This window comes from Paenibacillus sp. 4624 (genome assembly GCF_050435065.1).
Classification (GTDB): Bacteria; Bacillota; Bacilli; order Paenibacillales; family Paenibacillaceae; genus Paenibacillus; species Paenibacillus amylolyticus_D.
Map to the genome: position 1 here is coordinate 1 of NZ_JBNDJR010000027.1, position 18,462 is coordinate 18,462.

Genomic DNA, 18,462 nt, shown 5'->3' on the forward strand with positions numbered 1-18,462 from the left:
AACCGCAACCGCAACCGCAACCGCAACCGCAACCGCAACCGCAACCGCAACCGCAACCGCAACCGCAACCGCAACCGCAACCGCAACCGCAACCGTCGCAAAGTATACTTACTCACTGATGCACAGTAAACCCCTCATTTTTAGCACATTGAGCCAGCGGTTATATCCAAAAGACACGCACCGAATTTCTAACGATCACAGATGACGCTATTTCGCCTATTTCAGCCTATTCTCAAATCTAACGATCATGAGGAACGTTATTTTCAGATTTCACCTTCAATTCTGCTCTTTTGGGGGCATTTTTGGAGAAATAGCGTCGCTGGTGATCGTTACATTGTTCAGACCGCCAGAATCATGCAAATAAGCTCATCTGAGATCGTTAGCGCATTTCTTATTGTTCCGCACACACTTGTCCTCCGCAGATTACAAACATAAAAAGGACATTCTCCACCACACTACGCTGGAGAATGTCCTCTATTGATCGCGAACCAAATGCTTATTTCATCCTATTTACAAGCTATTACGACCTATTAAGTCTGTTACAGCTTAACGATCTGACCTGTTTTCTCGGATTCAAACGCAGCCAGAATGACTTGAAGGGAACGCAAGCCCTCTTCCCCCGAGATGGATGGAGGCGTCTTGGTTACGATGGATTCTACGAATGCATCGATTACGCCGCTTGGCACTTGTTTTTCATTGGTAGCCATTGCGCCAACTTTGTACGTTTCAACCGTACCATTGGTCAACTCGACGATAACCTCGTCACCATCTACTGTACCGATCTTCATTACGCCATTTTCACACCACAGCACGGTGCTGTTGTCTCCGCCTCTGTATTGTGTCCAGCTGGCTACGAGTGTACCGATTGCGCCGCTCTTCATGCGAAGCAGACATGTGGCATTATCATCCACATCCGTGCCTTCTTTGTGCAACGTGCTGATGAACCCAGCCACTTCGGATACTTCATCGTTCAGCAAATAACGGATAAAGTCGGATTTGTGCACGCCAAGGTCACCCATCGCGCCCATAATGGCTTCTTCTTTGCGGAAAAACCAGCTCCCTGCCCCATCTAAACTCCAGCCTTCCGGACCCGGATGACCAAAAGCAGTACGGAAGGTCAGCACTTTGCCCAATCGGCCGGAATCCAGAATTTCTTTTGCTTTCACGTGAGGAGGCATCAGACGTTGGTTGTGACCCACCATCAGATATACGCCGTTTTTCTTAGCCGCCTCAATCATTTGCTCGCCTTCTTCAGTGGAAACCGCCATCGGCTTCTCAACCAGCACATGCTTGCCCGCATTGGCAGCGGCAATCGTCATTGGTGCATGCAGATAGTTCGGTGTGCATACGCTCACCGCTTCTACTGTTGTTTCGTTTGCAAGCAATTCCTCATAACTGGAATACGCTTTACCGCCGTACATTTCAGCCATTTCCTGCGCCCGCTCCACAACCGGATCAGCAAATGCGACAAGTTCTACGTTCTCATTGGCAGCGTACTCTGGAATATGTCTGCGCTGAGCGATGGCTCCACAACCGAATACAGCAACTTTAATTTTACTCATGTACAAAAGTCTCCTTTGACAATTAGATTCATGTTTGAGTCGTTTAACTCTTAAAACTGGTTCAGGTAGTTTTGTTTCAGCCAGTTGTGACTGTTCTCAACGCTCTCAAGCGGAGGGTTCTGGCATACGTCTTGTTCCACGATCAGCCACTGCACGCCTGCATTTGTTGCGCTTTCAATAACAGCTGGCAGATCCACTTCGCCTTGTCCCAGCTCCAATGTTTTCATCTGACCCTGCTCGTCTTTGCTGAAATCTTTCAAGTGAAGCAACGGCAAACGGCCCGCATATTTATTAATATACTCGATCGGATTTTGTCCGGCAAATTGTACCCAACATACGTCCATTTCCACTTGTACCGCTTCTGGAGTCGTTTGAGCGAACATCGCATCAAAAGCATTCGCATCCCCAACTTGGCCATGGAATTCGAAGTCATGGTTGTGGTAACCAAAGATCAAACCTTGCTTTGCCGCTTCGGCTCCATACTGTTGCAACTCTTCAAACAGCTTTGTCCAGCCTTCTGCATTGTCCGGGCGATCTTCCGGCATCAGATAAGGGCAGATCATATATTGTGCATCAATTGTTTTCAGGTAATCAATTTGTTTTTGCAGGTCTTCGCGCATCGCATGAAGGGACACGTGGCTGCTGAAACCTTTTAGACCCAGCTCATCTAGCAGCGCTTTCATTTCCTCTGCTGGAATGTCGCCATATCCGGCAAATTCAACCCCTTCGTATCCAAGGGCGGCCACTTTGCGCAGTGTACCACGAAAATCTGCTGCAGTTTCATCACGAAGTGTAAAAAGTTGCAAACCAATGTTCAATTTTTTCATGATAGATACTCCTCTGCTCTCAAATTTGCTTACATTGCTCTATCTGGTATCATCCTAACGCAAAACAGGCTAAAATGAACATATACAATATAGTCAGAACATGAACTATCTGATCAAATTTTATTTCCATCCTGAATTGTCCTATCATTTCAGCTGTTTGACTGTACTCTAGACAGGATGATGAATCGTTAACGTTAATACAACAAGATCGAATGTTTGGGGGGGCGTACATCTTTGGACACATTGGACACATCCGTATTGATCTGTGACTACTCCTATCACTACAAGGCATTCACCCATAATATGAAAGGCGAGCTAGCTACCTATCTATTCCGCTTGCAGACGGAAGGCTCGTGTAAAGTATACGTACAGGAAGAGGAGTTCCGCATGACCAGCGGTGATTTGCTTTTGCTCAAACCAGGGGATGATTACCGACTCGTCGTCGATGAACCGCATAAGGAAGGGCGATTGTCCAGCGGGGACTATTATCTCTTCTGCGAAGGCCAATGGATTGAAAAGTGGTGGAAACGCCAGCATCGTCCGACGGTAAGCCGTATTGGTCTGGATGACAAACTGATCAGTCTGTGGCGCAACATGCTGCTGGAGAAACGTCGCGGCCCGCTGGAGGAAAATGCGGAGCTGAAGGACGCTCTGCTGCGCGGATTATGTCTGTACATTGACCGGGCAATTACGGAAAATATCCAGACCGATCGGGCCGTCTCTTCGGCCCTTAAGCTGAAGCGTTTTATTGAAGAGCACGCCACAGTTACGTTTAAACTGGAGGAAGCCGCACGTTATGCCGGACTCAGTCTGTCCCGTGCCGTGCGTTTATTCAAAGAACACTATAACCAGACCATGATTCAATATGCCATCGAAATCCGCCTGAATGCCGCACTGGAGCGCATGAAATACAGTGAGATGACGCTGGAGCATATTGCCGAGTCCTGCGGTTTTGCCAGCTACTCTTATTTCCATCGGGTGTTTCGGGCACACTTTGGCGTGTCTCCAGCGGAGTACCAAAAATCCAAACAGCATGAACCGATAGATGATTTGGAGCATGTGTAGGTTAAAATAACTGCATAAATGGTTGCATGGCTATCCCTACGCTGCAACAACAGAAAAACGCTTTGGGTCATTCGCACATGCGATGTGTTTAACCCAAAGCGTTTCGTGTTATCATATTCAAGCCCCAGCTGCAAAAACATACGCTTCGCTCTCGAGCCCTCCTGCGGCCACGCTGCTCCTACGCACGATGCTCGCCCTTATTACGGAAATAGTTGTGCAAAAACTCTTTCGCACGTTCCGATTTGGGATGGTTAAAGACTTCGTCCGGTGTACCTTCCTCAACGATTTTCCCTTTATCCAGAAACAGCACCTTGGTTGCCACTTCATATACAAAGCTCATTTCATGCGAAACGAGAAGCATCGTTTGACCAGATGCAGCCGTCTTTTTAATTGTCTGCAGCACTTCACCCACCAGCTCCGGGTCGAGCGCAGAAGTAGGCTCGTCCAGAAGCAGCAGCTTCGGTTTCATGGCGAGTGCACGTGCGATACCCACACGCTGTTGCTGACCTCCGGACAAATGTTTCGGATAATAAAGCGCCCGTTCGGAAAGGCCCACCTGTTCAAGCTGTTGTTTAGCCAGTGCGGTAGCCTCTTTGTCATTCATTTTTTTGACAACTTTGAGACCTTCCTTAACATTATCCAGAGCCGTACGATGCTGGAACAAATTAAAGTGCTGGAAGACCATAGCCGTCTGCTTGCGCAGCTCAAGCCGCTGTTTGTTCGTAATTGTACTGAAATCAACCTTGAATCCCTCCAGATCCAGTTGACCCTGATCGGCTGCTTCCAGGCAGTTTAATGCCCGCAGAAAAGTCGATTTACCCGCACCCGACGAGCCAATCAGTGCCACAACATCTCCCTTCTGAATATCGACCGAAAGATCATCCAGAATCAGATTGTTATGGAAGGATTTCGACAAATGACTTACCTTGATCATTAGATACCCCTCCTTCCCCATGAGAACCAGCCGCGATTCATCGTCCGCTGTACTGGATCAGGAATAGAGAATCGTTTCTCCAGGAAACGAAGAATCTGTTCGATAATAATCGTCATCACCCAATAGATGAGGGCAAGGGCCAGGTACACTTCAAAAAAGCGGAAGTTACTGCCTGAAATGATTTTACCTTGTGCCGTCATCTCAATAACACCTGCAACAAACGCCAGTGAAGTTCCTTTTAATAATCCAATAAGCGCATTGCCGAGAGGTGGAATGGCTACGACAAGGGCCTGAGGAACGATGACTCTCTTCAGCACTTGAAGATATGTCATACCAAGGGATTCGGCCGCTTCGATCTGCCCTTTGTTCACAGATTGCAGCGCTGCGCGAATCGTCTCGGAGTTATAGGCTGCTTCATTAAAAGCAAATGTCACCAGTACAAAAAGCATTGCGGGTACCGCATTAATGTTGTAATCTGTGCCGTACTGCTGATTAATAAATTTTAACAACAGCGGTATCCCGTTATAGGTCAGATACAACTGTACAATGATCGGTGTCCCGCGGATAAATGAGATAAATATGGTGACAAGCTGACTAAGCACAGGCACTTTTTTCATACGTATGACCGCAAACAGCAAAGCAAACACAAGACCCACAACCATCGAAATTGCTGTAATCTGCAGACTCACAGGAAGAACCTCTAACAGACGAGGAATCGCTGAGAATACCGCGTTGATATCAAAAATCTCTCCCATGATTTACATCCTTCCACGTTCATTTTCTCAAAAAAAAAAGCAAGAGCGGAATTACTTCCACTCTTTCACGGTTAAACGTTCGCCTTGGCGTATAATTTCGGTTTTGTAGCGTTCTTTGCTCACCGCATTGAGCCTTTCAACCAAAGAAGCCGTAGCCTCTTCCGAAGCAAGCACAGGCAATCCGCGTTTGGTCACACTGGCATGCGTCAGTCTAAGATCAATTGGAATCAGCTCATAATCAAACTGCTGCCGATCCGCATTCAGATCAAATGAAATCAGGAAGTTTTCCGAAAACTTAGCATGGCTGTAAAAGCCCTGCCAATTCCCTTCACTATCCTTCGTTCGGTTCTTGTGCAGCGTAGATGGAGATTCATTCTCGTCATACCCATATGCGGTGAACATCTCGGGAGATATAATCGATTCGCCTGCTTCGAATTCCATCAGCAAACTTCCAATGTTATAGAAAATCGGCTGACCTTGGTGCAATTCCACACCTCTCGTAAAATGTGCACCATGTCCGAATACACAATGAGCTCCTGCATCCACAGCACTTCTTGCAAAGGTTTCAATGAACTCCGCGGGATAGTCCGAATACCAGTCTTCATTCTCTCCCTCGTGCGTATGCAGATTAACAAAAACAAAATCACTGCGTTCTTTGGCATCACGAATCGTTTCCAAAATCTCCTGCTGATCCTGTGCATGCGCTGCTGTTTTGACACGGGAATGTTCGCCCTTTTCGAAAGTCAGATATCCCTCGAACAAGGAGCCGAACTCATAATGATTCTCGGATTTGCTTTTGAATGTCTCAATCCGTTTGCCCGTTTCCATACTTGCAGCAATGCCGATCCGTTCGCTAATGCCTTTCAAAGCCTCAAAATCCTGCTCGTTGACCACATATGTACGTGACCAGCGAAGCGGGTTAAGACCTGGACGGGCAGGGACACCATTTCCCGGATTGGATGCCGCAAACACTTCACTACGCGTTACACCAATGGTAATGATGGCAATCCGTCCATCTGCAGTATCGATAAATACTGGTTTACGAGCTTCATGCAAACTCATACCGACCCCCAAAGGGATCAAACCACGTTGCTCGGCTTCCTCCATCGTATCGGTAAGACCTTCGATGCCATAATCCCCTGTATGGTTGTTAGCAAAGCCAACATAACGAATATTCAGACGTGCAAACTCGTCCAGTGTCCCGGGACGCACGCTCGTTTGATATCCCCGGCCCGCGGCCGGTGCCGTATTTTTGCGCGGGGTAATGAACTCTGCATTGGTGAAAACCTCATCGGCTTCCTTCAAAAGAGCCAGCAGATTCGGGTCCATGGTTTTATCTACATTCCGACTGGAAAACAAGGCGTCTCCTGTAACGATAAATTTCATGTTATTCCCCTTCCCTACTCCATTAATTCTTTCTTCGGCAGATAGTCGCCGCCCAGTTGCTCTTCACTGATCTTGAGCAATGTACCGTCATTGTACATTTCTTTAATTCGTTTATTCACTGCATCCAGCAACGTGCTGTCGGCAGATTTGGAGAGCAAAATGTATGAACCTGGATCACTGTTTTCACTGGAGAACGGAACGACTTTCAGGTTAGTGAAACCATGCTCCTTGATTGCTTTTTCAGCGGAAACACGAGAAATGATACGAACGTCGTAGCGTCCTGCCTCAATGCCTTCAAACTGTTTAACAAAGTTTTCTTCCGTGTACATAATATCCGCTTTGGCATCCGGGTGCGCTGTGTTGTAGTTCTCCAGCAGTGTGGCTCCCGAGTTCCCGACTTCAGTTACCGCTTTATACCCCTTCAAATCTTCGATAGATTTCAGTGTATTATCATCTTTGCGTACGACAAATACGTTGGCATTCTCAATGATCGGCAAAGAGAAATTGTACTTGCTGCGTCTTTCCGGATTGGAGCTGAAGTTGTTAGCCCCTAATTGAAAACGACCATTGTCTAAACCTGTCAAAATACCTTCGAACTCAATAGCTTGTACCTCCAGCTTGTATTCTGGAAGCTTCTCGAAAATTGCCTTCATAACTTCAACATCATAGCCGGTGAGTTTACCATCTTTATCGTAGCTGAATGGGTTACTTACGCCGCTTGTTGCAGCAACGATGGTCTTTTGACCAGAGTCCGCTCCTGCACCTGAACTTGCTTCGTTTTTGTTACCACAACCGGCAATGATCAAACCCATTACCAATACCAGAATTGCTGGCACAAATTTCTTTCTCATTGTTATGTCCCCCTTGTTGTGTTATCTCTCTGTTATTCTAACCCTGACTCTTAATTCATAGTAAATTAGTATGAAATGTATTATGTCACGCGACACATACACTGTCAAGGTAATTCGACAAAGTAATCTGCATATTACGACACTATTCTACACTATCTCCAAATAAACTTTTTTGTGACTCCTTCCCACCAAAAATGTACAATAATAATAGAAGCAGGAGCCTCACATACGGATTTACAATCATTACTTATCTTTATATACGCCTTCATTATAAACCTGGATGTACTGGAGTGATCCCATGAACTCGAAACGCAAAGTTCTCATTATCGAGGATGAACATGACATTTCCCGCATTTTACGCGATTATCTGATGAAAAATGGATATGAGGCCGCCGTCGCTGCCACTGGAGAAGACGGACTTCAGATCATGGAGTTGCTCCAGCCGGACTACATTATCCTCGATATTATGCTGCCGGATCAGGACGGTATCGATGTATGCCGCGAAATTCGCAGGCGAAATAACATTCCCATCCTTATCCTGAGTGCCAGAGGAAGTGATACGGATAAGGTGCTTGGGCTTGGATTCGGTGCAGACGACTATATGAGCAAACCTTTCTCCTTGAGCGAGCTGCTCGCCAGAATCAATGCACACTTTAGAAGATATGACAGTCTGAACACGGTACAGGATCACTCCCATCTACTACGTCTTGCTAACCTGGAGATAGACAACAGGGCTTACAAAGTTACCGTAAATGGCGATGAAGTCTCTCTATCGGCAAAAGAATTCCAACTGTTATATTATCTCGCAAGCAACAAAAATCAGGTCTTCTCGAAATCCCAATTACTTGATGCGATCTGGGGCTTCGACGCTTATGGAGACGAAAATACAGTAACAGTGTACATACGCAGACTGCGGGAAAAGATCGAACACGACGCCTCTCATCCAACCCTTCTAAAAACCGTCTGGGGAGTCGGATATAAGTTTAATCATGACTAAGCACGAATGGAGAAGCGTTCATGTCACTACATAACTGGTCTACAAGATGGCTGAAATTATCATTAGCAATCCTACTTCTAATTCTGCTGTGTAGCCTTGGATTATTCTTTCCTCTGCTCGCATCTCATTCTTCCAATGAGTCTGCACCGATGATTAATCAGGTGCGCCTGAAGGTTAACCCGATCCTGCTTGAGCTGGAACAAAATCATGATCGCCTTGCTCACCCTGTTGTTCAGGAGCGGATCCGGGAAGCAGCGAGCAAAGAAAACATTCCTTTTTCCTATGTCGGACTGGATGGTCTAATCAAACTGTCCTCCGTATCATCATCCGAAGGTACATTAGTTAATCTGAGATCGGTATTACATTATAATCTGGCAGATGTGTTACAGCTTGCGGATGGTAATGAATCACTGGATATTGCTTTTCCCGTTATGGGAAGCCCGGAAGGCCCTCAGGTCGGAAATGTCATTTTCACCGTACCCCGATCCCTGGTGTTTGCTCAGAAGCCGTCTACTGTTCCCATATTCCTGCTGGTTGCAGTAATCATACTTTCCCTTCTGCTCATGTTTCTTCTATACACCATCGTTCGCCGGATCAAAGAACAGATGTTAACCCCGGTTAAGCAATTGAAACATCATGCCGAATCGATTCTTAAAGGAAAATATGATGAGCAAATCCAATATCGACGCACGGACGAAATAGGTGACCTCTACGCTATGCTGGACTTGATGCGGATGGAACTTATGCATTTGAGCACACAGCGCATACGACAGGAAAAGGCTCAGAAAGAGCTCATCACCAATATTTCTCATGACCTCAAGACCCCCATTACGACGATAAAAGCGTACATAGATGCGATCTCCCAAGGGGTATGTGAAGATGAAGATACCCTGAAAGAATATTTGGATATTATGCAGATCCATACAGACAAAACAGCCCGGCTAGTAGAGGATTTGCTCGTTCACGCATTACATGAGCTTGGGCAGATCTCGGTTGAGCCTCAAGAACGATACAGTCGTTCTGTCTTTGAAAATATGCTGAGACCTATTGCACATATCGTGCAATCCCACGGATTGACCTACGAACAGCCCAGCCCTATCCCTGACGTACTTATTCGGATTGATCCGGTACGTATGGAACAGGTTATCTCCAATCTGGTATCTAATGCCCTTAAACATACTGCTCCCGGTGATTATATCCGTATTCATGCTGAGGTTCACTCGGGACAATTCAAACTGACCATCACGGATTCAGGGCGAGGGATACAAGCTCAGGACATGCCGTTTGTCTTTGAACGATATTTTAGAGGTGGCTCTTCCTCTTCCCCATACTCTACTCCAATCCAGGAAGGAACAGGACTTGGCCTTTCCATCTGCAAAAGCATTATTGAAGCGCATGGAGGGCAAATTCATTTTTCCAGCAAAAATGGTCAAGAAACTCTCTTTCAGTTCAGTCTGCCCTTATGTTAAGGGGACGAATTAGCAATAGAGTCACAGTGTTCATGAATACCGTTTTTACTCTGAGTGGTCTGTCCTAGGTTTGTAATACTTTATTTATATTTGGATAAGGGTTTCTCAATATCTTCCCTTTATGATGAACGATATACTGCAACGGGGAGTGAATCTGCTTGAACAAAATATCTATCATTCGTGCCCAAAATCTGTGTAAGACCTACCAGACCGGGAGTGAACAGTACCATGCGATTCGTAACGTTAATCTCGATATCTACGAAGGGGATTTCACTGTGATCATGGGCAATTCGGGTTCAGGCAAATCCACGCTGTTATATTTACTGAGTGGACTGGACCAAGTCACTGCTGGCGAGGTTTATTTTCAGAATCAACGTATTGATACCTATAGTGAACGAGAATTGTCTGCATTCCGCACACGTCGAATCGGGTACATCTATCAAAGCATCAACCTTGTTCCCGACCTTTCGATTCAAGAAAACATCGCACTTCCCGGGTACATCGCCAGAAACAAAAAAAGTGAGGTTCAAGCGCGGGCGAAACAACTTATGCGCGATATGGATATTCATAAACAACACAATCGCCTGCCGTCCCAGACCTCCGGTGGTCAGCAACAACGGGCTGCGATTGCCCGTGCACTCATCAATTCACCGGATATCCTGTTCGCTGACGAGCCTACTGGAAGTTTAAACTTCGAACATGGAAAAGCAGTGCTCGACATCCTGACTGAGATGAACCGAGAAGGACAGTCCGTCGTGATGGTAACACATGACATCCAAGCCGCTTGCCGGGCTGATCGTCTGATCTTGATTCAAGATGGCAAAGTCGGCGGTATTCTGGAATTCGACAAATATCACGAGCATCAGATTCCGGAGCGGGAGTCCATTGTCTTCGCTTTTGTATCGGGGAAGGAGTAATTTATGGCTGCCATCCTGAAACTTAGTTTTTCTTATCTCACTAAAAATAAAATCCAAAACCTGTTTATTACCATGCTTATTTTACTTTCCACCCTTCTGGTGTGCACTTCTGTCATCATTTTGGCGAACACAGGCTATCAGTTCAAGGAAATGCATAGCCGAACGAACGGATCTCATCAGATGTTGACATTCGAAAAAGAACTAAATGATCCCCAAACGGTGCATGATTGGTGGGTCGCTCAGAACGGTGTTCAGGTCTCGCCTTTGCTTACTTACCATACTTTGTCAGGTATGACCTTGGATAATGTGGATATCCCCAACATTTATCTGTACATGATGAACACCCCTCCACCTCCATGGGAGGTAGATCAACTCGTATTTGCATCCGGTAAAGAAAGCCCCTCTCCCGCACCAGGGAATGTATGGATTCCTACCTCGATGGCCTACAGTTATAACATTACTGTTGGTGATGTCGTTCAATTCAGAACGGGACCTGCTACGCTAAGTCTCACCGTATCGGCGATTGTTGTAGATGTTCCTTACGGAGCACCGTTCAGCAATACAGCAAGAATCTGGATGAACCCTGGCGATTATGAACATGATTTCAGCATGTTTGCCGGCAAAGAACATCACATGATGGGCATACATTTCGATGATTACAGTACGAGTTCCAGCTACTGGGATCGTTATGCAAGTGAGACAGGCTCCCCTTTTCTGGAAACCAAAATGGAATTCGAAAGTATCTCGTCCTTCTATCTCATTATCAACCAGATCATCGGTTTCATTATGATTTTCTTGGGAGCTATCATGATGGTGATTGCGCTCATTACGATTGGTTTTACCATATCCGATGCCATTCTGGCCAACTACAAAACGATAGGTATCCTCAAGTCGCTTGGACTGACCTCCCGAGCAACCATTGCTACCTACGTTATTCAATATGCCCTGCTGTCTGTTATCGCTGTTCTCCCCGGGCTTGCGCTGAGTATGATTGTGTCCAAATTCATTATGAGCATCTCCATATCATCTCTGCGCATAGACAATGTTGAATTCCCCATCAAGGGAATTGGAGCAACTATGCTTGTAGCAATGTTGTTAATCGTTCTGATTATTAGTTTTGTTGTGTTATATGCCAAGAAAGCTCGTAAGATTGAACCTGTTCAGGCCATTCGCTATGGTATGTCTGAGAGCGACAACGTACGTATGGTTAAACGAATGAATTCACCACTAGCACATACGGCTTCATTTGGAAAGTTACCTGTTTCTTTGGTCATAGGCATACGCAGTTTGATTAAAAATAGCAAAAGTTCCGTCTTAATGATACTTCTGACATCAGTGGCCGCTTCTGTTCTAGTCTTCGGATATGTTGTTCTGACCAGCATCATCGGAATCAATCAGACGGCAGCCCAATGGGGGTATGACAATGCCAACATTGCCGCGGTGGTTGTAGACAAAACGACATTTCCAAAAGCGGCGTTGCAACGCGTACTGGAAGAAGATCACCGCATCAAAAATGTGGGCTGGCACGGAAACCTTACCGGCGTTATTCCATCCGAAGTTTCATCAAACCATAAAACCAGTCCGTCGATCAGTCTTTATTTGGGTGTATTGGATGGGAGCTATAAGGACTCCGGCTTCGAGACGTTAAGAGGTAATAACCCTGAACACGAGAACGAAATTTCCATCGGGGTCAGTGTGGCCAAGATGTTAAACAAGGATTTGGGAGACCTTATTGATCTCTACATTGAAGGAGAGAAGCGCACATTCATCATTTCGGGTATCTATCAAGCCATCGCAAACATGTCGGTATCGGGGAGAATCACCGTTCAAGCGGTTCGGAGCGTAAATCCGAGTTACAGCGATGTAGATGTTGCCTTTATTAATGTTATCAACCCTTCACAAGCAGGGGCAATTGCAGCCCAACTGAATGAGCAGTTTAAAGACTCTGCATCGATCATCACACAAAAAACACTGCTGGATTCCGTTTTTGCTGAAGCAGCAAACATTCTCGTATATCCCATGGCTCTAATTGGTCTACTGTTCATCATCGTTACCTTTATGATCATCTTCAGTACCTGCCGGATTAGTATTCGCAAAGAAAACAAGACGTATGGCATCTACAAATCAATAGGTATGACATCCGGCAGTATTCGTTCTTCCCTCACGTTTGGTGTCGCATCGTTATCACTGATTGGTTCGGTGTTTGGCGTTGTTGCAGGCGTATACCTTCTTCCCCGGCTACTTGAACAAGTTCTCTCGCGATATGGAATCGTACACCTTCCCTTGGTTCTGAATGGATGGGGCATCCTGCTATTCGCCTGTTTGAGTATATTGGCAGCCGCGACTGGATGCTGGCTGGCATCCCTTGAAATTCGCAAGGCATCACCACGTATGTTAGTTATTGAATAACCTAAAAAGAACCCTTACCTATTGAATAGAAAAGTAAGGGCTCTTTTTAGGTTTATATGTTTTGTTTATATGTTTTGTTTATATGTTTTGTTTATATGCGTTTTTATAATCATATTCTAAGCTTGTTCTATAAAAAACTTTGAGTTCTTAACCACGCCACTTCTTCGCCAGCTCGCTAATCTGATGTGGTGTTGTGCGGCAGCATCCGCCAATAATCTGAGCACCAGCCGCAACCCATTGTTCCGATGCATCCTTCATGCTGCCGCAGGATCCTTGGCCGCTCCATGTTTTCGTCTCGGCATCGTAAATCTCGCCTGAATTCGGGTACACGATGATTGGTTTATCGCAGGCTTGGCGTAGAATACGGATCGCTTCCGTGACCACTTCCATCGGAGCACAGTTTAGGCCAACTGCCGCAATCTGAGGCTCAGAGCCAAAGGTCTGTGCGCATACCTCAAGCGCTGTGCCCTCGCTTATGTTTGTCCCATCTTTTAATGAAAAAGAAAGCCACGCATGAGCATCAGGAAAATCCTTAAGCAATTCGACAAGAACTCGAGCTTCTTGTAGCGAAGGAATCGTCTCGAACGCCAGAATGTCGGCTCCTGCTTCAATCAGCGCAGCTATGCGAGGACGGTGAAATGCAGCCAGTGTCTCATCTGATACGCCGTAATGTCCCACATATTCGGAACCATCCGCGAGATAGGCACCGTATGGGCCAACAGAGCCAGCAACGATAGGTCGCGGACGACGCAGCTTCTCGCCACTAATGTGAGCACCTTTATGATGTTCACGCTGCTCGTTTCCCACGTTCTCGGTTCGTCCCGAAGAAACGTTTACAAGCTGTCCTGTTGAACCTTCACCTGCTGTGGCTCCCTGCACTGCTGCCCATACATCATCTCTGGCCTTCGCCGCCAGCTCCACTGTTTTGCGAATCAGATCCAGTGCAGCCTCTTCTCCAATTCCACGCTTGCGGAAGCCCTCCACCGTTGCCTGATAACTGGAAGTGATTGCACAATCTGCCCCTGCACGGAAATAATCAGCATGCACGTTCACGATAACATCCGGGTTCTCCAGCAGCACGCGTGCAGACCAGAGCGGGTCATCCAGATCACAGCCATACTGTTCAAGTTCCGTTGCCAGTGCCCCATCCAGAATCATGACCGGATACTTGTCCAGAATTTGCTGTATTGCATTTATATCCTTCGTTTGCTCACGTTGAGTCATGAAGTCAGCCCTCTTTTCTTCTTCGTACGATCCGTCCAATAATACACGATATAACACAAAATAATGAATGGAATACCACAGTATAAAGCAATCCGCTGCGTCGGGTCAAAAGCGATACCAATACAGGATGCCAGGCACAACACAAACGAAACAATAGGTACGATTGGATACAATGGCGTTCGATAAACCAGGTCTTTTACGTCATGTCCTTCCCGCAGATACTGCCTACGGAACATGTACTGAGACACGCTGATGCTCATCCATACAACTACCACAGCAAGACCTGAGATCGAAACAAGCGTAATATAAACGGTTCCAGGCGCAATGATGCTGGACAGTAACGCCAGTGCACCACCAGCCATGCTAAGTACAAGTGCATTGAACGGTACACCGCGTTTGGTCAAACGGGCAAACCATGGAGAGATGGTTTTTTTATCCGCCAATGACCAGAGCATCCGTGATGAAGCATATAACCCCGAATTCGCTGCCGATAGAATCGCCGTTAAAATAACAAAGTTCATGATGTCGGCTGCATACGGAACACCTACTCGCTCCATGACAGCAACGAACGGACTCTCCAGCACACTCGCATCTGACATCGGCAACAAAGCAGACAGAATAACGATCGTACCAATAAAGAAAATAATTAAACGCCACAACGTGGTATGAATGGCTTTTGGAATGTTTTTTTCCGGATTTTCCGTTTCTCCTGCGGCAATACCAATCAGTTCAGTACCCGAAAAGGCAAAATTGACAGCCAGCATGGTCATCAGGATCGCAGTTGCCCCGTATGGGAACCACCCAGACGCTGTAATGTTGGAAAAGAACGGAGCCGGTTCAGCATCTGCCATAGGAATAATACCAAACATGGCGGCACCACCAAGAATAATAAAGATGATAATCGTCATCACCTTCACCAAGGAGAACCAAAATTCTGATTCGGCAAAAAGTTTTACCGTGAACGCATTGAACAGGAAGATCATCAGGGCAAACAGCGCACTCCAGATCCAAACGTTCACGGACGGAAACCAGCGCTGCATAAGCAGTCCCGCGGCTGTAAATTCCGATCCGAGCGCTACGGTCCAAGTAAGCCAGTACAGCCAAGCCACCGTGAATCCTGTAGCTGGTCCAATGTATTTAGCCGCATAACTATGAAATGCACCCGTCTCCGGCATATGCACAGATAGTTCGCCAAGACAGAGCATCACCAGGTACACCACCAAAGCACCGATCAGATAGGACAAAATCGTACCGAGCGGTCCTGCTTGTTGAATGGTATACCCTGAGCTAAGGAACAGACCTGTTCCAATGACCCCGCCAAGAGAGAGCATAACTACATGCCTTGTTTGCATTTTTCGCTGAAATTGACCTTTATCGCTACTATTCTCCATATAACCTGCTCCCTGCTTCTTCATCCAGAACAAACAAAAAAGACCCACTCTTCCCTAAGAGTGCGCCGCGACTGACAAATAAAAACAAACGCTCCTATCTATCAGGCTTTCACCCGCTGGAATTAGCACAGTATCCTTCAGATCTGTTGCTGAGGTTTCTAAGGGCCAGTCCCTCCACCTCTCTGGATAAGAAAATGATTTTGTATAACTATATCGACTGCTGCCTGATGTGTCAACATTTAAATAAACATTAGCTTCCCCAAGCGAGCTTTTGATCCTTTCCTTGGAGCCGAAGTGAACACATACAGCATTCCGATTGGTGCATCAAGCTACTCTGTAGAGGAACCTGGATTGACAATATTCGTTTTAATCTCATACGTAATAGGTACTGTCGCAAACACTTCATCCCAGTTATCTTTTACCTTCTTCCACGTTTTTGGATAATGGATTCGGATACTGTCCCGAAAACCGGCAACGTCAGCTTTATACGTATGCTGGAGTTTATAGAGCATTTGATCAATCTGTTGATCTACGATTTTAGCAAAATCCTTCTCCAGTTCCTTAAGATAGGCTCCCTTTTCTTCTTTTTCAGGGGAACGCCAGTCCTCCATTAACCAGCCTTCCGACTCTGCCTTGACGTGGAATGAAATATCGCCACCAACCACCTTTGGAATGATTTTTATAGTCTTTTTCTTGATCTCATAGAGAACCGTGAAGCCTTCCTTACTATATGTTTTGATGACCCCGCCCGCCTTTTCCTCAGGCTTAATCCAAGATAATGCTTCAAGGTCGGTTTGGTGAAGCTCCCCGATAAATTTCGTTGTTTTAGCTTTAAAGATGCTGCCCCCTGAAAATTTATCCTCACCATCTGCATTTAACACATTTTGAAGCAAAAAGCTTGAGCCAGACTGCATCTCTGCATCCAGTTTGGCAAGCGAAACAGGTTCGAGTATTTTATTCGAAATGTAGGAGTTATTCGTAATTCCCGTAAGATAAAAAGCCGGAATTCGAGAAGGATCTCTCGAAGTAAGGACATCCAGCGCACGGTGATGGCTAATTAACACAAGGCAATTGGGGCGAATATCGTTATCCCGAAGCACAAAATCAAGCAACTGTTGTAGTCCATACTTTTTAGCAATATCTTTGGAAATGACGATCACTTTCAGATGATGTCCAATGAGCGGACGATCTCGGCGCAAGGAAAACTGACGAAATATTTGAAGCAACGAATCCCCGGTAAGTTGTTCGTTGGAATAAGAAGATTTGCCCGAAGAAGGTGAACCACCCTGTTCGCTCTGCTGACTGCTTGATTTACCCGGGGCAATCTGAACGGTTGCGGTCACATTTTCTTCCTTGGGATATTCCCCTCCTTGGGCTGATATATTTTTTTCAAATTTCGTTTCCTGTCCAACATCAATGCCGAGACCCACATACAGACTTAAATCCTCAATTTCCCGGCTGCTCCAGCACCCCGAGATCAGACTGAGAATAAGTAAGGCTGAGATGATACGTAGCCATAACCGGAGAGAAATCATGCGTGTTTACCTCCTTTCTTGCGAATAATGCTAAGCAGCAGCAATACCAAAGGCATAATGGCAAACAAAACGACAGATGCATTGCCCAGCATGTCACCTAGTGCAAACGTTTCATATACATTTTTGGGGATCATCGCTGTCAGATAGATGAACGGTATAAGAACGTACATGATCGTCCGCATCTTCTTGGCTTTAAACAGATCTCGAATCCCGACAGATGCACAGTAATGGGTAATGGCAAAGGTAGAGAAAATCTGTAAAATCCAGATGACCAGCAATAACGATTCGAAACGCTCAAAGATCAAACCTTGAATCTCAAAACTACGAACCAGATCCAGTGTTGGCCAGGTTCTCGTTTTAATTCCATCAAGCGATAAACTGCCAACGACCATAACGACCGTGATCAAATAAATCGCTGTAGATATGCCCAGCCCCCATGTCATAGCCTTATTGCTTTTTTTCGGATTTTGCATATACGCTGTAATGACGAGCATTACTTCATAACCTGTGTATGAAAGCAAGGAAGGTTTCAAGCCTTTGATTACAGGTAAAACCCCTTCTCCGAGAACCGGTCTTAAATTACTGATTTCGAACAGTTGATTACTCAGCAATATCTCCATCACAAAAATAACCAAGGTAATCGGCAAAATAATTTCAAACACACGCACGATAACTGGAAGTCCGCCGGAAATCAGATAGATTCCGATCCACATAAACACCATCACAATGGCCCAGGTAGGTGTACGCTCCAGCAAATACATTCCGGTCACATCAGCCATCACCCGGATTTCAAAAGCTGCAATGACCATAAAATAAATAATGTTGGCACAGCCCAATATGTAAGCAATCCAACGTCCCGTAATCTCCTGGGTGAATTGGAAAACGGTTTTTTCCGGGAATCTTCGACACAAGGTCACCAATATCATTCCAACACCCGTAATAATCAATCCTGAAAGGATGATCGAAATCCAGACGTCCGGTGTTCCAACCGCTTTGCCCGTTGTCCGAGGTAGTGTTAATATGCCTGCACCAAGCATGTAATTGACGATAATGACCACCGCTTGTGTAGTGCTTATTTTTACTTGGGAGTCATTCAATTTTTAGCACCTCCAGACCATCTGTGGATTGTACGAGGCTAAA

At 45.9% G+C, this 18,462-nt stretch carries 15 protein-coding genes and 1 riboswitch; of the genes, 5 read left to right on the forward strand and 10 right to left on the reverse strand.

Going from position 1 to position 18,462, the window contains the following annotated elements; translation table 11 throughout:
• Positions 1–539: 539 nt before the first annotated feature.
• Together ABIE27_RS30585 and ABIE27_RS30590 are read right to left on the reverse strand one after the other, a co-directional pair.
• Entirely contained in the window at positions 540–1,562 is a 1,023-nt protein-coding gene (locus tag ABIE27_RS30585) for a Gfo/Idh/MocA family protein (RefSeq protein ID WP_123065946.1), read from the reverse strand.
• Between the two features lie 50 nt (positions 1,563–1,612).
• Entirely contained in the window at positions 1,613–2,389 is a 777-nt protein-coding gene (locus ABIE27_RS30590; protein ID WP_123065947.1) for a sugar phosphate isomerase/epimerase family protein, read from the reverse strand.
• A 243-nt stretch (positions 2,390–2,632) separates the two neighbouring features.
• Here ABIE27_RS30590 and ABIE27_RS30595 point away from each other — a divergent pair, with 243 nt between their 5' ends.
• On the forward strand, positions 2,633–3,454 hold the full coding sequence (locus ABIE27_RS30595) for a helix-turn-helix domain-containing protein (protein ID WP_123065990.1): 822 nt from the start codon (positions 2,633–2,635) through the stop codon (positions 3,452–3,454).
• Positions 3,455–3,632: 178 nt separating this feature from the next.
• On the opposite strand, the gene ABIE27_RS30600 is transcribed toward ABIE27_RS30595, so the two are convergent.
• Genes ABIE27_RS30600 through ABIE27_RS30615 form a run of 4 tightly spaced genes read right to left on the reverse strand, consistent with a single transcriptional unit; the run spans position 3,633 to position 7,380 of the window.
• Positions 3,633–4,388 (reverse strand): amino acid ABC transporter ATP-binding protein, encoded by a 756-nt coding sequence (locus ABIE27_RS30600; RefSeq protein WP_123065948.1) that lies wholly within the window; start codon positions 4,386–4,388, stop codon positions 3,633–3,635.
• Complete coding sequence (locus tag ABIE27_RS30605; RefSeq protein WP_123065949.1) at positions 4,388–5,143, reverse strand: amino acid ABC transporter permease; 756 nt, start codon at positions 5,141–5,143, stop codon at positions 4,388–4,390. Before ABIE27_RS30605 ends, ABIE27_RS30600 begins: the two co-directional genes overlap by 1 nt.
• Before the next feature lie 51 nt (positions 5,144–5,194).
• The gene (locus tag ABIE27_RS30610) at positions 5,195–6,529 is read right to left on the reverse strand and encodes a CapA family protein (RefSeq protein WP_429352194.1); all 1,335 of its coding nucleotides are present in this window, start codon (positions 6,527–6,529) and stop codon (positions 5,195–5,197) included.
• 14 nt (positions 6,530–6,543) lie between these two features.
• Entirely contained in the window at positions 6,544–7,380 is an 837-nt protein-coding gene (locus tag ABIE27_RS30615) for a transporter substrate-binding domain-containing protein (RefSeq protein ID WP_429352195.1), read from the reverse strand.
• A gap of 298 nt (positions 7,381–7,678) precedes the next feature.
• Between ABIE27_RS30615 and ABIE27_RS30620 the strand changes: the two genes are divergently transcribed.
• The 4 genes from ABIE27_RS30620 to ABIE27_RS30635 all read left to right on the forward strand — a co-directional run bounded on the left by ABIE27_RS30620 (position 7,679) and on the right by ABIE27_RS30635 (position 13,172).
• A complete protein-coding gene (locus tag ABIE27_RS30620) occupies positions 7,679–8,377 on the forward strand; it encodes a response regulator transcription factor (protein WP_123065952.1) in 699 nt (232 codons plus the stop codon).
• A 149-nt stretch (positions 8,378–8,526) separates the two neighbouring features.
• Positions 8,527–9,846 carry a sensor histidine kinase gene (locus tag ABIE27_RS30625; RefSeq protein WP_429352196.1) on the forward strand — a complete coding sequence of 440 codons (1,320 nt, stop codon included), beginning with the start codon at positions 8,527–8,529 and terminating at the stop codon, positions 9,844–9,846.
• A 158-nt stretch (positions 9,847–10,004) separates the two neighbouring features.
• Positions 10,005–10,763: an ABC transporter ATP-binding protein gene (locus tag ABIE27_RS30630; RefSeq protein WP_123065954.1), complete on the forward strand. Its 759-nt coding sequence runs from the start codon at positions 10,005–10,007 to the stop codon at positions 10,761–10,763.
• A gap of 180 nt (positions 10,764–10,943) precedes the next feature.
• Entirely contained in the window at positions 10,944–13,172 is a 2,229-nt protein-coding gene (locus ABIE27_RS30635; RefSeq protein WP_429352197.1) for an ABC transporter permease, read from the forward strand.
• A 147-nt stretch (positions 13,173–13,319) separates the two neighbouring features.
• On the opposite strand, the gene mmuM is transcribed toward ABIE27_RS30635, so the two are convergent.
• From mmuM to ABIE27_RS30655, 4 genes are all read right to left on the reverse strand, one after another.
• Positions 13,320–14,396 carry a homocysteine S-methyltransferase gene (gene mmuM / locus ABIE27_RS30640; protein WP_429352198.1) on the reverse strand — a complete coding sequence of 359 codons (1,077 nt, stop codon included), beginning with the start codon at positions 14,394–14,396 and terminating at the stop codon, positions 13,320–13,322.
• Positions 14,393–15,787: an S-methylmethionine permease gene (gene mmuP, locus ABIE27_RS30645; protein ID WP_123065957.1), complete on the reverse strand. Its 1,395-nt coding sequence runs from the start codon at positions 15,785–15,787 to the stop codon at positions 14,393–14,395. The genes mmuM and mmuP overlap by 4 nt, the downstream gene beginning before the upstream one ends.
• Positions 15,788–15,878: 91 nt before the next feature.
• A riboswitch (SAM riboswitch) is annotated at positions 15,879–15,980 on the reverse strand.
• A 136-nt stretch (positions 15,981–16,116) separates the two neighbouring features.
• Positions 16,117–17,322, reverse strand: coding sequence for a Ger(x)C family spore germination protein (locus ABIE27_RS30650; protein WP_429352199.1), 1,206 nt, complete (start codon positions 17,320–17,322; stop codon positions 16,117–16,119).
• The gene (locus ABIE27_RS30655; protein WP_123065959.1) at positions 17,319–18,419 is read right to left on the reverse strand and encodes a GerAB/ArcD/ProY family transporter; all 1,101 of its coding nucleotides are present in this window, start codon (positions 18,417–18,419) and stop codon (positions 17,319–17,321) included. The genes ABIE27_RS30650 and ABIE27_RS30655 overlap by 4 nt, the downstream gene beginning before the upstream one ends.
• Between the last annotated feature and the right edge of the window lie 43 nt (positions 18,420–18,462).

Coding starts and splice junctions, on each gene's coding strand:
- ABIE27_RS30585 (WP_123065946.1), bottom strand. CDS start 1,562: ATGAGTAAAATTAAAGTTGCTGTATTCGGTTGTGGAGCCATCGCTCAG.
- ABIE27_RS30590 (WP_123065947.1), bottom strand. CDS start 2,389: ATGAAAAAATTGAACATTGGTTTGCAACTTTTTACACTTCGTGATGAA.
- ABIE27_RS30600 (WP_123065948.1), bottom strand. CDS start 4,388: ATGATCAAGGTAAGTCATTTGTCGAAATCCTTCCATAACAATCTGATT.
- ABIE27_RS30605 (WP_123065949.1), bottom strand. CDS start 5,143: ATGGGAGAGATTTTTGATATCAACGCGGTATTCTCAGCGATTCCTCGT.
- ABIE27_RS30610 (WP_429352194.1), bottom strand. CDS start 6,529: ATGAAATTTATCGTTACAGGAGACGCCTTGTTTTCCAGTCGGAATGTA.
- ABIE27_RS30615 (WP_429352195.1), bottom strand. CDS start 7,380: ATGAGAAAGAAATTTGTGCCAGCAATTCTGGTATTGGTAATGGGTTTG.
- ABIE27_RS30620 (WP_123065952.1), top strand. CDS start 7,679: ATGAACTCGAAACGCAAAGTTCTCATTATCGAGGATGAACATGACATT.
- ABIE27_RS30625 (WP_429352196.1), top strand. CDS start 8,527: ATGATTAATCAGGTGCGCCTGAAGGTTAACCCGATCCTGCTTGAGCTG.
- ABIE27_RS30635 (WP_429352197.1), top strand. CDS start 10,944: ATGTTGACATTCGAAAAAGAACTAAATGATCCCCAAACGGTGCATGAT.
- mmuM (WP_429352198.1), bottom strand. CDS start 14,396: ATGACTCAACGTGAGCAAACGAAGGATATAAATGCAATACAGCAAATT.
- mmuP (WP_123065957.1), bottom strand. CDS start 15,787: ATGGAGAATAGTAGCGATAAAGGTCAATTTCAGCGAAAAATGCAAACA.
- ABIE27_RS30650 (WP_429352199.1), bottom strand. CDS start 17,322: ATGATTTCTCTCCGGTTATGGCTACGTATCATCTCAGCCTTACTTATT.